This is a genomic window from Olivibacter jilunii, assembly GCF_900607235.1.
GTDB lineage: Bacteria > Bacteroidota > Bacteroidia > Sphingobacteriales > Sphingobacteriaceae > Olivibacter > Olivibacter oleidegradans.
Genome location: NZ_LR027848.1, coordinates 470,115 through 486,263, shown reverse-complemented (window position 1 = coordinate 486,263; position 16,149 = coordinate 470,115). Strand labels below are relative to the sequence as shown.

Sequence of the window (16,149 nt, the reverse complement as noted above, 5' to 3'; positions counted from 1 at the left end):
ATTGTTGCGCAAATAGCGCATTTCCATCACAAATTGCTTGTATTTTTAGACCAAAGTTTACATCGTATGAAGAGAATATTACTTTTTATCATCTTAACCTATTTCAATCCCGTATGGGCACAACAAAAGACTAACTTAACAGTTGAAAAAATAATGCGCGACCCTAAGTGGATGGGCGTGTCGCCCGAAAATATTAGGTGGGGAGAATTTGATGGGCACATCTATTTTAGATGGAATCCGGAAAATCTGGATTATTCACCCTTATACAGTATAACGGTGCGTGATCAAGAGCCTAAAAGACAAGAGGAGGATGTGACGCGAAGTTTTACACAACAAACGCAATACAATCGAAGTGGAAATCGAGCGGTATATGTAAAGGGTGGTGATATTTTTATATATGATTTAAAAACACGCAGCGAAAAACAATTGACGGCGACGATCGAGGAAGAGTCTAAGCCTCAATTTAATGTGCGTGAAGACGTTGTTTTCTTTAAACGTGAAAATAATTTATACAGCCTCTCCTTGATAAATGGCGAATTAAAACAGCTTACCAATTTTGTTAAGGGAAGCAAAAAGAAGGGTGACGCCCCTAAACTCTCCGATCAAAATCAATGGCTTAAAGAAAATCAATTGACTTTATTCGACGTGCTCAACGATCGTAAACAGAAAAAACACCGAGCTGATTCGTTAGAAGAACTGCAAAGGATAAAACTGCTGAGAGAGCTGCCTATAGCAGAAAATGAAATTGTTAGAACAATTGCTGCTAGCCCTAATTTGCAATATATTGCCTATATAAAATATAGTCCTGCGAAAGATAATCGGAATACGATCGTACCAAACTATGTAACTGAATCCGGTTATACGGAAGACATACAGACTAGAAACAAGGTTGGAGAAGAACAGGGTGCTACAGCTGCCTACCTTTATAAGGTGAAGGAGGATACGGTTGTGCGTATTACAACCGCTAATTTAGAAGGGATAAAAGATATACCTGCATTCTATAACGATTATCCTGAGAAGAAAGATTCACTAATTAAGTTAGATAAAGATCGGGCGGTTAATATAGCCGGCATTTATTGGAATCCTGTCGGAAACAAGGCTCTTATCACGGTTTATGCACAGGATCATAAAGATCGTTGGTTAACGCTTTTAGATCTGTCCACGGGAGCCTTACAAATGATCGATAGACAGCATGATGATGCATGGATTGCAGGTCCTGGCATTGGTGGAAGCTGGGGAGGAGAAAATGTCGGATGGATTGACGACCATCAGATTTATTTTCAAAGCGAGCAAACGGGATATTCGCATCTTTACAGCATGTCAGTAGACTCCCGTGTGAAAAAGCAATTAACAAAAGGGCGATTTGAAGTGCAAGACCTCGTTCTTTCAAAGGATAAAAAAACGTTTTATTTGACAGCTAATAAAGAGCATCCCGGAATAACACATTTTTACAGCATGCCGGTTAGTGGAGGAACGTTGCAGCAAATAACCTCTATGAAGGGAGGTAACGAAGTGAGCCTTTCGCCTGACGAAAAATGGCTAGCGATACGCTATTCAAGTAGTAACAGGCCCTGGGAGCTTTATCTGCAAGAAAACAGGCCGGGTGCAAAAGCGAAGCAGATCACCGAATCGCGAAGCGCCGAGTTTAAAGCCTACCCTTGGCGCTCGCCTGAAGTCATTAGTTTCACCAACCGTCATCAAGATAGTGTTTACGCTCGCTTGTACCGACCGGAAACGCCTAAGAAAAATAGTCCGGCAGTCATTTTTGTTCATGGTGCCGGCTACTTGCAGAATGTTCACTACTGGTGGAGTTCTTATTTTAGAGAATATATGTTTCATAATCTGTTAACAGATCTTGGCTATACCGTCCTTGACATCGACTACACAGCAAGTGCCGGTTATGGACGAAACCATCGCACCGGAATATACCGACACATGGGAGGAAAAGATTTATCCGACCAAGTAGATGGGGCTAAGCTGCTAGTGGAAAAATATCAAGTTAATCCTAAAAACATCGGTATATATGGCGGCTCCTACGGAGGTTTTATTACCTTGATGGCGCTCTTTACGCAACCGGAGGTGTTTACAGCAGGTGGAGCCTTACGTTCGGTAACCGATTGGGCGCATTATAACCACGGCTATACTTCCAATATTTTAAATGAACCGATTAATGACCCCAAAGCCTACCAACAATCTTCTCCTATTAATTTCGCCGAGGGCTTGAGGGGACATTTATTGATGTGTCATGGTATGGTGGATGTTAATGTTCATTTTCAGGATATTGTACGCCTTAGCCAGCGCTTGATTGAACTTGGAAAGAATAATTGGGAACTGGCTGTATATCCCGTGGAAGATCATGGTTTTGTAGAACCTAGCAGCTGGACCGACGAATACAAACGTATTTTAAAGCTTTTTGAGGAAAAACTTATAAACGAATAGCTCCTTCAATGCGTTATGTGGAAATATCGGATCTTTTGTTTGCTGCTGCTCACTTCTTGCCGGTATGAGAGAAGAGCACAGCCTGCATTTTACTTCTGGAAAACACAATACCAACAGCGGGAACAAGAGCACACGGCCCTTCGTAAGTTAGGCGTTAATCAGCTGTTTGTACGGATAATGGACGTCGATTTGGACGAAACCGGAAAGGCTGTTCCTGTTTCGCCGATTACTTTCAGAAACAACCTACCTGACTCCATCGATATTGTGCCTGTTGTTTACATCGTGAACAATGTCTTACGACAACAATCGGAACAGACATTAACCATACTCGCCAATCGAATTTTAGCATTTACCGAGGCGAAAGTAAAACAAAGCGGTAAAGATAAATTTACAGAACTGCAAATTGACTGTGATTGGACGCAAACGACACGTGAAACCTATTTTTTGCTGTTAAGAAAAATGAAAGCCCTGCTGGTAGATAAGGCTGTTACCTTGAGTGCAACGCTACGCTTACACCAAATAAAAAATAGACACGCGAGCGGTATACCACCGGTGGATAAAGTACTGCTAATGTGCTATAATATGGGAAACTTGCGTAAATATGGTATGCAAAACTCCATTCTGGACATGAAAGAGATGACCACCTATTTAAAAGATTTCCTGGGAAGTTACCCTTTGCCGATCGACGTTGCTTTACCTTTGTTCAGCTGGTCGGTGGTTTTTAGAGATAAACAATATGTGGGTATCTCTAAGCATCTCGACAGTTGGTCTTTGGCTGATACGAGCCTGTTTTATCGGCAAGAGGGCACACCCTTGTACCACTTAAAGCGAAATCTTCCAAAAGCCGGATTGCGGGTAAACGATGTGATTAGAAAAGAAGAAGTGAGTGTGCAGGATTTATTTGCTGCTTCTGATTTTTTATCTCGATATTTGCCTCGAAAGGATCTGAAGGTGCTTTTTTACCACCTAGATGCCGACCTATTAAATCGCTTTTCGGATGAACAACTACAAGAAATTATCGATCGCTTTTAGTTTTTTTATACTTCTGTTTTATGGCGAAATTGCAATCAATATTGCTTGCGGTCCGGAACCCGATCCTTATGATTATTACGTTTCCTATTTTCACAATGACATACAGGGAGATACCTATGCCGCATTTTCTTTTACCGATTTAAGTTTTTTGTACAGTGAGGATGAGCCGCAAAAGGAGAGCCAGATAAATTGTGATGAGTGGGCTCAATATTTGGGCGGAGATGTAAAGGCAACGGATGTATTTTCCGTAATGTATCGAGCAGATAACAAGACAGACTCGTTGATCAGTGCTTGGAGGACGAAAAAAAGCATAACCCTGCCAGATACGTTGAAAGATAATACTTTTTTACAAGCTATTGCGAAGCATAAGAGCGCATTCGATTATTATTTATTTGCCAAAGACTGTGAGGAGGCTTCTGCCTATGCATATGATATGTGGGATCCGGCACCTCGAGATACAACATCGATGGATTCGTTGGCTGAAAAGGCCATAAAGCGATTGAAGAAGGTTAAGCGCGACGAATTTTTACGTTTACGATATGCTTACCAAGCGGCAAGAATGTACCATTATTCAGCACGCTATGAAAAATGTTTGGCGGTCTATGAAGACTATATCGAACCGCTGTCTTATCGGAGCGCGGTACGGGGGTGGGCCTTGGCCTTAAAAGCCGGAGCCCTAAGGTGGTTGGGCGACAAAGAACAAGCGGCTTTTCTTTTTTCGAAGGTTTTTGAAAGTAATCCGGAAAGAAGAATCCAGGCTTATAAGAATTATCACTACATTGACGTGAGCACGCCATCGGTTCTTGCCTTGGCAAAATCAAAAGAAGAACAGGCAGTAATTTGGAGCATAGAGGGTTTTAACAATCCGAGTTTGAATCTCCATACGCTTGATACGGTATATAAGCTGGCTCCCACCAGTGTTTTAAACGGGGTGTTATTAATAAGGGAAATGAATAAGCTGGAAGGGTACCTAAATGAGTCACCCCTCAGCAATGATGTTTATGGATATCGGAATTATTATTACGGAAGCGATTCGTTGCAGCTGAAAGCTAAAAGTTATGCCGATAGTTTATTTCGCTTCTCGCTTCACTTAGCAAGTGACAAAAAATACCGAGAACCAGCCTTCGCGACGATTGCGGCAGCGTACATCAGTTGGATGCAAGGAGAAAATAAGAGAGCTTTTGATCTTTTACAACAATTAAATCCGGAACATCTATCACCCAAGTTACAGGATCAATACCGCATTACAGAATTATTGGTACAAGCCAGTAATATAAAAAAGGGAGATAATTTTAACCCAAATGCGCTGGTACCGGCTTTAAAATGGCTGGATGAGAAATGCATAGTTGAGCGGAAGGATAAGGTTGATAGCTTTTATGGGCAAAAAGATTTACGCTTTAGTCGAACAACGAGGCATTTTTATCAAAGTTTATTAGCTCCAAAATATCTAGCACTGCAGGATACGGCTATGGCCGCTATTTTGATGGTAAAAGGCGATTTAGAATGGAATCATAGCCATACGCGTGATTCGCTTTTTAAATACAGCTCTAGTGAAACGATTAATTTTTGGCGGCAACAATTAACGCCTACATCATTGTTGCGTATAAAGACATTAAAAGAAAATACCCCGAAAGATGGGTTGACGGAGTATTTAGTGAAAGTACTGCCTGCTCTTCCAAATGATGATTATTATGAGCTTTTGGGAACCGGTTATCTCCGAACACATGAATACGATAAGGCAGTCGCTGCTTTCGACAAGCTAAGTCCAAACTATAAATTCTGGGTGGCATCTGATTGGTATGGCTCGAGTGAGGACGCTGCATTACACGCTGACCCATTTTTAACCACGATTAACGATTACCCGAAGGCCTATGCAGACAGGGGATTAAATAAGAAGGAATTTGCTGAGCAGATGGCTATGTGGCAACGGAAAATAAAATCAAATCCGAAAAATGCAGCTAAATACTACTTTGCGATGGCTAATGGTGTTTATCAAACGGGAATCTTTGGTAATTCTTGGTATCTTATCAGCTATAGCTGGAGCCATTTGGATGCTTATGTATCAGGTACGAATTACTATGATGACGACTATAAGCATGCAAAACAAGCGATCATTTGGTATGAAAAGGCACGATCCTTAAGTAAGGATGTAAATTTTAAAGCAACATGTACCTTTATGCTGGCTAAATGCGAGCAAAAGAAATATGGTTATCGTTCAGTGAATGATTACTATTCGAGCCATAATTATGGCGAACCTGATCCCTTGTGGTTATTTAGCATGAAAAATAAATATTTTGTTGAGTTAGAAAAATACTATAAAGGGACTGTGTTTTATAATCAAGCACTGGGTGAATGCAGCTATTTGAGCGACTTTATAAGCGCTAGATCCAAATAGCTATTCTTTATCGGCTATTAGGCTCTGCTATCATTCCCATGGTATATACTTAGGTAACTCTCGTAGCGGCTTGTTTCGATTTCTCCTTCTTCCAGTGCTCCTAATACGGCGCAGCCGGGTTCGTTGATATGCCTGCAATTATTAAATCTACACTGGTTCATCAGTGCACGCATTTCAGGAAAAAAATGACTGAGCTCTTGTTGCTCGATATCGATTACGCCAAATTCCTGAATACCGGGAGTGTCAATGATATAACCGCCTTGTATTAAAGGCAGCATTTCGGCAAAGGTTGTTGTATGTTTTCCCTTATCTGACCAATCGGATATTTTTCCGGTACGGAGAGAAGCTTCCGGTATGAGTCGATTAATGAGTGTTGACTTTCCAACGCCGCTATGTCCCGAAATCAGCGTTACTTTATGCGTCAAAGACGCCTCTATAGCATCTATATTAATGCCTTTTAAAGCCGAAATTTCAAAGCAAGGATAACCGAGATGTTCATAAATTGATCGATAGTCGGCTAGTATTTCCAAACCTTCTTCGCTAAAAAGGTCAAGCTTATTAAACAATATACCGGCTGGGATATCATAGGCTTCCGCTGTCACTAAAAATCGATCAATAAAACCCAGCGAAGTTGGCGGTGAAGCTAAAGTAACTACTAAGTAAGCTTGGTCTAAATTGGCTGCAATAATTTGCGCCTGTTTCGATAAATTGACCGATTTACGAATCATATAATTCTTTCGGTCGTATAATTGGATAATAACAGCAGTTTCTTGCTCGGGTTCAGGTTCAATTTCAACCCAATCACCTACAGCGATCGGGTTGGTCGTTTTAATGTCCTTTGTGCGGAATTTGCCCTTTATGCGACATTCATAGCTTGTTCCTCCCGCTGAAACGGTATACCAACTGCCGGTAGATTTTGTAACAAGCCCTTTCATTTATCCTAAAATAGCGGCGAATCCCTTTTTCATCCGTTCGATCGTCTCATCTCGGCCGAGCAATTTTGCTATATCGAATACATGAGGTCCGAATTTACCGCCAACCAGCATAATGCGTAGTGGGAGCATTAGCTCTCCCAATTTTAACCCACTGGATAGGATCGCATCTTTATAATATTGTTCCAGCGCTTCTGTTTTCCATGGTTCAAAGGTAGTGAGTGCAGGAATAATGGTGTTAAAAAAGTTTGTCTTTTCATCACTCCATTTTTTTTGTATAGCTTCTATATCGTAGGTGGTAGGTGGTATAAAGAAGAAAGAAGCTTGTTCCCAAAAATCCTCAATAAAAGTGAGGCGGTCTTTTACTAATGCTAATACCTCTATCAGATAATCATCTGCCACATCCCTTATGCCGTGTGTCTCCAAGACAGCTTTAACCATCGGAAGAAGCTTTTCATTTCCGCTACGCTTGATCCATTCATGATTGAACCATTTCGCTTTCTCGAAATCAAACTTCGCTCCTGCTTTACTGATTCGCTCAATTGAAAACTTGTCGATGAGTTCGTCAAGCGTAAAAATCTCCTGATCGGTGCCATCATTCCAACCGAGTAACGCCAGCATATTAATAAAAGCTTCCGGAAGAAAACCAAGCTCGCGAAAGCCTTTGGTGAGATCGCCCGTTTTTGGATCGGTCCAATTCATGGCATAAACGGGGAATCCCAACCGATCTCCGTCGCGCTTGCTAAGCTTTCCATTTCCATCCGGTTTTAAAATTAATGGAAAATGAGCCCATTGCGGCATTTGTTGCTTCCAGCCAAGATATTCCCATAGTAATAAATGAACCGGGGCTGAAGGTAACCATTCTTCGCCTCTGAAAGCATGTGTGATTTTCATTTGATAGTCGTCTACTACCACAGCTAAGTGATAAGTAGGCATGCCATCTGCTTTCAAGAGTACTTTGTCGTCTACTAAAGAAGTATCAAAATTGACCGCCCCTCTAATCATATCATGGAAGCCGATCGTTTCTCCTACAGGCATCTTTATACGAATGACATGCGGCGTGCCGGTGGCCAAAAGTTCTTCTACTTCCTTTGCATCCAAACTGAGTGAGTTACGTAACTGCAGTCGATTCTCATGGCTATATTTAAAATTCGGAATAAGTTGGCGTTGGGCATCCAGCTCCTCCGGTGTATCGAACGCATAATAAGCATGACCGCTTGCTACCAATTGTTCTGCAAAGGTGCGGTATCGATCTTTCCGTTCACTTTGCCTATAGGGAGCATAGGGCCCGCCATGTACAGGACTTTCATCGGGTGTCAAGCCGCACCAAGCTAAGCAAGACAGAATATATTCTTCAGCGCCAGGTACATATCGCGTTTGATCGGTATCCTCGATTCTTAATACAAACTCACCGCCCTGGCTTTTAGCAAAAAGATAGTTAAACAAAACAGTGCGTACACCGCCAAGATGTAGGCCACCCGTCGGACTGGGTGCAAACCGTACCCTAACTTTATTCTCTATAGACATAAGCGCAAACTTAGATAAAAGGCTTTGGATATGCAATCTTCACAGTGTCATATCCATTTTTTAATCATTTTGCATAAAATTTGTACTTTGCACCTTTCTAGTTATTAGTTGGTCGTTGTTGTTTATTGATTTTAGGTTTATAGGGTTAACCTTGTATTAAATCACTTAAACCGAGGGCGGACAACCAATAACAAAGAACTAATAACGAATTAAATGAATCCATATCAGCATAGTCAACGGTGGAAATTTTTATTACTCATATTCGCTGCAATTATTGCAACGGCATCCCTTTGGTATACAAATTTTCTGGTCCAAAACCTTTCGGAAGCAGAACGCACGAAGGCATCTGTTTGGGCAATTAGTACGCGAAATATGTACGCCATGCCGGATGTGAACGATGAGTACATAACCTATATCTATAGCGTTCGGGATAGCTTAAAGGTACCGGCGATCATTACCGATTCAAAAGACAGCATTATCTACTACCGCGGTCTCGACTCAACAAAGACCTTGTACAACGTGACCGGAGAAAATCAAGGAACAAACCTCCCGAAGTATGATCCTGAATATTTCGATTATCAACTGGCCATTATGAAAGAAAGGCACCCACCGATAGAAATTGAATTGTCCGGTGGAGAAAAATGGTATGTTTACTATAAAGACTCCCTGTTGCTCACCCAATTGCGTGTATTTCCCTATGTTCAATTAACGCTCATTGCTATATTTCTCGGTATCGCTTATACGGTATTTAACAGCATGCGAAAATCGGAGCAGAATCAAGTATGGGTGGGGTTGGCCAAAGAAACCGCACACCAACTGGGAACACCGATTTCGTCACTTATGGCATGGCTCGAGTTGATGAAGGCGAAATTTGATGCGGAAGAAGATCCTTTGCTGATAGAGATGGAAAATGATGTGAAACGTCTGGAAATTGTAGCAGACCGATTTTCTAAAATCGGCTCTAAACCGGTGCTTGAGAATCATGCTGTCTACCCGGTAGTCAGTAATTTTGTGCGTTATTTTAAAGTTCGCACGAGTGATAAAATCAAATTTTCCGTATCAGGCGATAAAACTGTCGAGGCGCAATTGAGCGTTCCTTTATTTGACTGGGTGATCGAAAATATCTTAAAGAATGCAGCCAATGCCATCGAATCGGCAGGTGAAATTAATATAATTATCAGTGAAAATATTGCTAAAGAGCAGATATTTATTGATATTAGCGACACAGGAAAAGGTATCCCAAGAAATAAATTCGATGCAGTCTTTCAACCGGGATATACAACTCGAAAGCGGGGATGGGGCCTTGGTCTCTCCTTAACTAAGCGAATAATTGAAAATTACCATAAAGGACAAATTTTTGTTAAGGATTCGGAAGTAGGAAAAGGAACTACCTTTAGAATCGTATTAAAAAGCAGTTTAACCTATGAGCCAGCTAAAATCTGATGAATTCCCGGCCTTTTATGCTACTTACATTGATACCGTTTTTGGCGACGTCATGCACGTACTAAATGAGCAAATTACTAGTTTTCCTGCATTTTTAGAGGCCATTCCTGCGGGGCGGTCCGAATATGCCTATGCCGAAGGGAAGTGGACCATAAAGGAAGTGGTTGGGCATGTATTGGATACGGAGCGGATCATGGCCTATCGAGCGCTTCGTTTTGCTCGGAACGACACCAAAGCGCTCCCCGGCTTTGAGCAAGAAGACTTTGTTTTAAATGCTCGCTTTAATGAACGAAGTTTGGCTTCCTTAGCGGAGGAGTTTGTTTTATTACGGAAATCGAACATGGCCTTGTTCAATACCTTTAACGAAACCGAACTGAATCGAAGGGGTTTGGCCTCTGATCGTTTAATCAGCGTTCGGGCTTTTCTCTATATCGTTGCCGGACATCTCAATCACCATAAAAATATTATCAAAGAAAGGTATTTGGATACTATGGTGTAATGCCTGTTGGTGATTTTGCTATATATTCGACAACTTTTAAAGCTAATTTTAAAACTATTTAACACCTAAAGTGTTTTTATCATATCAATAAGGCCAGGTAATGGTTTTGTGATAAGGTTTAGGTTTTTGGAAACGCCCCGATGTGAAATTGAGGCGTTTCTTTTTTTGCCACTAATTTCATCGAAACTTCCAACTTAAGCAACCGTTTGCATGAATGTTTTTGTTTAAAATATGGAATTATTTTATTAGCCTTGTAAATACAATGTTAAATTTTTTCATATTCAATCTATATATTGAAACAAGATACTTAAACTCACTTTCACATGAACCAACATCCCAGCGCTAATGTCACGAAAAGCGGTGTAAACCCGATTGTTATTATCGGAGCATTATTCTTCATCTTTGGATTTGTTACCTGGCTTAACTCCGTTCTTATTCCATATCTCAAAATTGCTTGCGAACTCAATCATTTTCAATCCTACCTCGTAGCCTTTGCTTTTTATATAGCATATTTTGTAATGGCTCCTTTATCCACCAAAACATTGAAAATTTTTGGGTTTAAGAACGGTATGTCAGTGGGATTGATAATCGTAGCAATCGGTGCACTTATTTTTATTCCCGCTGCCATGACAAGGACGTATGCCCTGTTTTTATTGGGCTTATTTGTTCAGGGGAGTGGTCTTGCCATCTTACAAACAGCGTCAAATCCTTATATAACTATCCTTGGTCCTGCTGAAAGTGCGGCAAAAAGGATTAGTATTATGGGGATATGTAATAAGTTAGCCGGGGGGTTGGCTCCGGTTATTTTAGGTACGGTTATGCTCAAAGATGCAGATAAGCTGACCGCTAGAATAGAAACGATGCCGGAAGCGCAGAAGATAGCTGAACTTAATGAGTTGGCCTCACGCGTAATTTTTCCTTATATCGCTATAATAGCGGTCCTTGCGCTGCTTGCCCTTTTAATTTATCGTTCCGGTCTTCCAGAAATAGATACAGATGCGGAGGACGAAACGGTTGCAACTACGAATGAAGGTAAAAATAGTTTATTTGATTTTCCTCATTTGATCTTGGGTGTTTTTACTTTATTTCTTTATGTAGGGGTAGAAGTAATGGCAGGCGACACGATCATTAGCTATGGTTCATCTCAAGGAATCGCCTTGGAAACAGCTAAATATTTTACGTTGGGAACCATGATCAGTATGGTCATCGGATACATTATAGGTATCGTATGTATACCGAAGTATCTTAAGCAAGAAACCGCAATGAAATTATGCTCTTTGTTGGGATTATTCCTATCACTCGGCGCTATTTTTACCAGCGGATATGTATCAGTAGCTTGTGTGGCTTTACTGGGCTTGGCCAACTCCCTGGTTTGGCCCGCAATTTGGCCGTTGGCCTTGGCCGGTTTAGGACGTTTTACCAAGGCGGCTTCTTCTGTATTGGTGATGGGGATATGCGGTGGGGCCTTAATTCCACTTGGCTATGGTGCCTTAGCCGATGCATGGAATCCCCAACAAGCCTATTGGATTATGGTTCCTTGCTATCTGGTAATTTGGTATTACGCGATTGCCGGCCATAAGCTGGGTAAAAAATAACGAATACATACATACCAAGCCTTCAATGATACCCTCATTGAAGGCTTTTCATTAAACTAAATTATGAAGAAAATTTGCCTGTTTATTGCTATACTAAGTATAGCTTATGCGCAAGCACAAGAAGTAAATCGAGCTATTATTCAGGAACTTAAGGATCCCTATCCTACTCCGGCTAGTGACTGGCTTCAGGTTGAAAACGGATTAAACGCAAGTTTTGTTTCTGTAGACGATGCTTTTAAACATACAGCGCCACCCAAAAAAAGCCAATTGAAAGACCAATGGAAGGAAAGGGCTTGGCGAGGCGAAAAGGTGCATGCACAAGCTTTGGTATGGTCAAAAACGCCCATAGAGCAAATCTCCCTAACGGTTTCTGAATTAAAAGATGATCAGGGGAGCCGCATTGCCCCTGATAAAATAAAGATAGGATATGTTCGCTATGTACTAACGGATCATTTGGGAGATCTTAAGTCGGGATGCGGTATCCCCAAGGGTTTAGATACCTCCCTTGTAGCCGATTTAATAGATACGAGTACGGTCCTTCCGCTAGCGGAAAATACGACGCGGCCTATATGGCTTAGTATACAAGTTCCACAAGAGGCCAAATCTGGCAGTTATCGAGGACAGCTGATCATCAAGTCTGCGCAAGAAACGAAAATATTACCCTTTGAAATCAACGTATTGAATCGGATTCTTCCCGAAGCCAAAGATTGGTCATACCATTTAGATTTATGGCAAAATCCGTATTCCGTTGCCCGGGTTTATGGCGTGAAGCCCTGGACGAAAGCACATTTCGATGCGATGAGACCGTATATGGAAATGTTGGCGCAGGCAGGGCAAAAATCTATTACAGCAAGTATTATCTATGATCCATGGAACGGACAAACATACGATATATATGAGAGTATGATTAAATGGACGAAAAAGAAAAATGGGCAGTGGGAATACGATTATAGCATTTTTGATAAATGGGTCGAGTTTATGATGAGTTTGGGAATCAAGAAATTTATAAATTGTTATAGTATGATTCCCTGGAACCTGAAATTCTATTACTTTGATGAAGCGAGCGGAAAGAAGCAAGTGTTGGAAGCCAAGCCTGGAGAGACAGCGTATAAAAATCATTGGAAAGATATGCTCGTAGATTTTGCAAAGCATCTCAAGTCCAAGGGCTGGTTTGATAAGACAACCATTGCAATGGATGAGCGCGCGATGAAGGATATGTTAGAAGCAATTGCAGTCATCAAAGAAGCAGATCCAAACTTTAATATCTCACTTGCGGGAGCCGACCATCCGGAGTTGTACGATCAGTTGCTGGACTACTGTGTTGCTTTACGACATGAATTAAGTCCCGATTTAATTAATAAACGGCGGCGCAGCGGTTTTACAACCACGTTTTATACTTGTTGTACCGAACCTTTCCCTAATACGTTTACATCATCCTCTTATGCTGAATCCACCTGGCTGGCATGGTATGCGCTCAACAAGGATTTTGACGGCTACTTGCGCTGGGCCTTTAACTGCTGGGGGCCCCGTCCTTTGCAAGATACACGTTATGGTACATGGTTGGCGGGCGATGCCTGGCTGGTTTATCCGGGAGTTAGGAGTTCCATTCGGTTTGAAAGACTGGTGGAAGGAATACAAGATTACGAAAAGGCAAAGATAATACGGGCACAGTTGAAAAAGGAGGGGCGAAACGAAGAGCTTCAAAAGTTGGAAATGAAAATCAAAGCGTTTGAAACGGATGCGCTATCTGAAACACCGGCCTCTACTTTCGTCAACGAGGCGAAAGCTATATTGAATAGTTTTTAAATGAATTTATTGCTCGATCTTTTTTGGCCATTATTTACCAATGCTAAATGATGCATTACTGATAAATTTTCATGGCAGGAAGTAGGCAGAAATACTTATCTTCGGGACAAAATAGCATTATTGGTAACCATACTTTTTATCCTACACATTTTATGAAACGAAATTTTTTGAATATTGTCATGCTTATGCTGGCCTTGTCTACACTGACTATAGACAACGCTTTTTCTCAAGGATTAAAAATGCCTGCGGCAAGTAGCAAACAAACCATTACACAAGACTTAGGTATCAGTCAGATTACCATCAGCTATGCAAGGCCAAATGTAAAGGGGCGTAAGATTTTTGGTGGCTTAGAACCTTATGGTGCTGTTTGGCGTACAGGTGCAAACGGTGCTACCACGCTTACATTTAGCGGGGATGTAATAATTAACGGAAAAACGATACCTGCCGGCACCTATGGCTTGTTTACGATCCCTAATAAAAACGAGTGGACCATCATCTTGAATAAGGATAGCAAACAATGGGGTGCTTATGAATATAAGCAGGCGGACGATGTGTTGCGTTTTAATGTGAAGCCGGAGCAAACAAAAAGTAAAGTTGAAACTTTTACTATTAGTTTTCCGGAAGTTACAGCCACCGAAGCGACGTTAGCTATCGCATGGGAGAACACAAAAGTTACCTTTCCTATACAGGTAAATCAAGATGCCGAAATTATGGCTTCCATTGATGAGGCGATGAAGGGCGATAAAAAACCCTATTTAGCAGCTGCACAATACTATTTAAATAACAATAAGGATTTGGATAAAGCGCTTACTTGGGCGGACGAAGCGGTAAAAGCGAATCCGGCCTTGCCTTATCCGTACTATTGGAAGGCACAAATACAACTGAAAAAAGGAGATAAAGCTGGTGCTAAGGCGACTGCAGAATTGGGTAAGCAGGTTGCCGAGAAGGCTAAAAGCGACGAGTACATCCGTCTTAATAGTCAAATTATAGAGAAGGCAAAATAATTCTGTATCTTTGTGCCCCGTCACTATGTTAAGTAAGTGACAGGCACTTAGAAGTCTTTTTATCCACCTTACACAGGGTGGACCAATTGATCTGAGATAGAATTTTATTTTTTACTTTTGAATTTTTACTTAATCTATGTTTGATAGTTTACAGGATAAGTTAGACAGAGCCTTTAAAGTTCTAAAGGGGCAGGGAAATATTACCGAGATTAACGTAGCGGAGACCGTAAAGGAAATAAGAAAAGCCTTGCTGGATGCTGACGTTAACTATAAAACAGCTAAAGCTTTTACCGATGAAGTGAAGCAAAAGGCTTTAGGTGAAAATGTCCTCACGAGCATTTCTCCGGGTCAGTTGTTAACCAAGATCATGAATGATGAGCTTACCCAACTTATGGGTGGCACTGCGACAGATCTGGAGCTTGGTAAAAATCCAACGGTTATATTAATTGCGGGGTTAAATGGTGCGGGTAAAACAACTTTTACCGGGAAGTTGGCGAAATACCTAAAGGAGAAAAGAGGTAAAAAACCTTTGTTGGTTGCGGGTGATGTTTACCGTCCTGCGGCAATCGATCAGCTTGAGGTATTAGCCCAACAAGTGGATGTACCTGTATACACGAATCGGGAGTCTAAAGATCCTATCGCCATCGCCGAAGAGGGAGTTGCTGCGGCTAAACGTAATGGGCAGAACGTAGTTATTGTTGATACCGCGGGTCGCTTAGCCATTGACGAGGCACTCATGAACGAAATTTCAGCTGTTAAAGAAGCCACGAATCCGCATGAGATTTTGTTTGTTGTCGACTCCATGACCGGTCAAGATGCCGTTAATACAGCAAAAGTTTTTAATGACCGCTTGGATTTTACCGGTGTTGTGTTGACTAAATTAGATGGTGACACAAGGGGTGGTGCGGCGCTTTCGATCAAATCGGTTGTAAACAAGCCGATTAAGTTTATCGGTACCGGTGAAAAGATGGATGCTTTGGACGTGTTCCATCCTGACCGTATGGCGTCCCGTATCCTTGGGATGGGTGACGTAGTATCGTTGGTTGAACGTGCACAGCAACAGTTTGACGAAAAAGAGGCGGCCGCTTTACAGAAAAAGATCCGTAAGAATAAGTTTGATTTTAACGACTTTATTAGTCAGATCCAGCAAATCAAAAAGATGGGAAATATGAAGGATTTGATGGGAATGATACCGGGTGTTGGGAAGGCTATTAAAGATATTGATATTGACGATGATGCCTTTAAGCCGATCGAGGCTATTATTGGATCGATGACGCCATATGAACGGGAGAATCCGGACGCAATCGATCAGAAAAGACGTTTGCGAATCGCAAAGGGTTCGGGTACCGATATCAATGACGTTAATAAATTAATGAAGCAATTCAGTGATATGCGGAAAATGATGAAGCAATTCTCAAATCCTTCCTTAGCTGCTAAAATGATGCGAGGAATGCCCCGTACGCCTTTTGGAAAATAG

Annotated in this window: 11 protein-coding genes; 9 read left to right on the top strand and 2 right to left on the bottom strand. The window is 41.4% G+C overall.

The features are described from left to right. Positions 1-66 precede the first annotated feature (66 nt). Genes E0E36_RS02100 through E0E36_RS02090 form a run of 3 tightly spaced genes read left to right on the top strand, consistent with a single transcriptional unit; the run spans position 67 to position 5,866 of the window. Complete coding sequence (locus tag E0E36_RS02100; protein WP_130854557.1) at positions 67-2,439, top strand: S9 family peptidase; 2,373 nt, start codon at positions 67-69, stop codon at positions 2,437-2,439. Positions 2,440-2,454: 15 nt separating this feature from the next. Continuing rightward, on the top strand, positions 2,455-3,471 hold the full coding sequence (locus E0E36_RS02095; RefSeq protein WP_130854556.1) for a hypothetical protein: 1,017 nt from the start codon (positions 2,455-2,457) through the stop codon (positions 3,469-3,471). Further along, positions 3,437-5,866, top strand: a complete 2,430-nt coding sequence (locus E0E36_RS02090) for a hypothetical protein (protein ID WP_130854555.1) — start codon at positions 3,437-3,439, stop codon at positions 5,864-5,866. The genes E0E36_RS02095 and E0E36_RS02090 overlap by 35 nt, the downstream gene beginning before the upstream one ends. Before the next feature lie 17 nt (positions 5,867-5,883). On the opposite strand, the gene rsgA is transcribed toward E0E36_RS02090, so the two are convergent. Both rsgA and gltX read right to left on the bottom strand, forming a co-directional pair. Next, complete coding sequence (gene rsgA, locus E0E36_RS02085) at positions 5,884-6,801, bottom strand: ribosome small subunit-dependent GTPase A (protein WP_130854554.1); 918 nt, start codon at positions 6,799-6,801, stop codon at positions 5,884-5,886. Next, complete coding sequence (gltX, locus tag E0E36_RS02080) at positions 6,802-8,325, bottom strand: glutamate--tRNA ligase (RefSeq protein ID WP_130854553.1); 1,524 nt, start codon at positions 8,323-8,325, stop codon at positions 6,802-6,804. Between the two features lie 213 nt (positions 8,326-8,538). Between gltX and E0E36_RS02075 the strand changes: the two genes are divergently transcribed. The 6 genes from E0E36_RS02075 to ffh all read left to right on the top strand — a co-directional run bounded on the left by E0E36_RS02075 (position 8,539) and on the right by ffh (position 16,149). Beyond that, a complete protein-coding gene (locus tag E0E36_RS02075) occupies positions 8,539-9,768 on the top strand; it encodes a sensor histidine kinase (RefSeq protein WP_013664727.1) in 1,230 nt (409 codons plus the stop codon). Further along, complete coding sequence (locus E0E36_RS02070; protein ID WP_013664728.1) at positions 9,749-10,267, top strand: DinB family protein; 519 nt, start codon at positions 9,749-9,751, stop codon at positions 10,265-10,267. Before E0E36_RS02075 ends, E0E36_RS02070 begins: the two co-directional genes overlap by 20 nt. Positions 10,268-10,590: 323 nt before the next feature. After that, complete coding sequence (locus tag E0E36_RS02065) at positions 10,591-11,862, top strand: sugar MFS transporter (protein ID WP_013664729.1); 1,272 nt, start codon at positions 10,591-10,593, stop codon at positions 11,860-11,862. Between the two features lie 63 nt (positions 11,863-11,925). After that, a complete protein-coding gene (locus tag E0E36_RS02060) occupies positions 11,926-13,668 on the top strand; it encodes a glycoside hydrolase domain-containing protein (protein ID WP_130854552.1) in 1,743 nt (580 codons plus the stop codon). A 152-nt stretch (positions 13,669-13,820) separates the two neighbouring features. Beyond that, positions 13,821-14,672, top strand: coding sequence for a DUF2911 domain-containing protein (locus E0E36_RS02055; protein ID WP_198140322.1), 852 nt, complete (start codon positions 13,821-13,823; stop codon positions 14,670-14,672). Positions 14,673-14,808: 136 nt separating this feature from the next. Further along, entirely contained in the window at positions 14,809-16,149 is a 1,341-nt protein-coding gene (ffh, locus tag E0E36_RS02050; RefSeq protein ID WP_130854551.1) for a signal recognition particle protein, read from the top strand.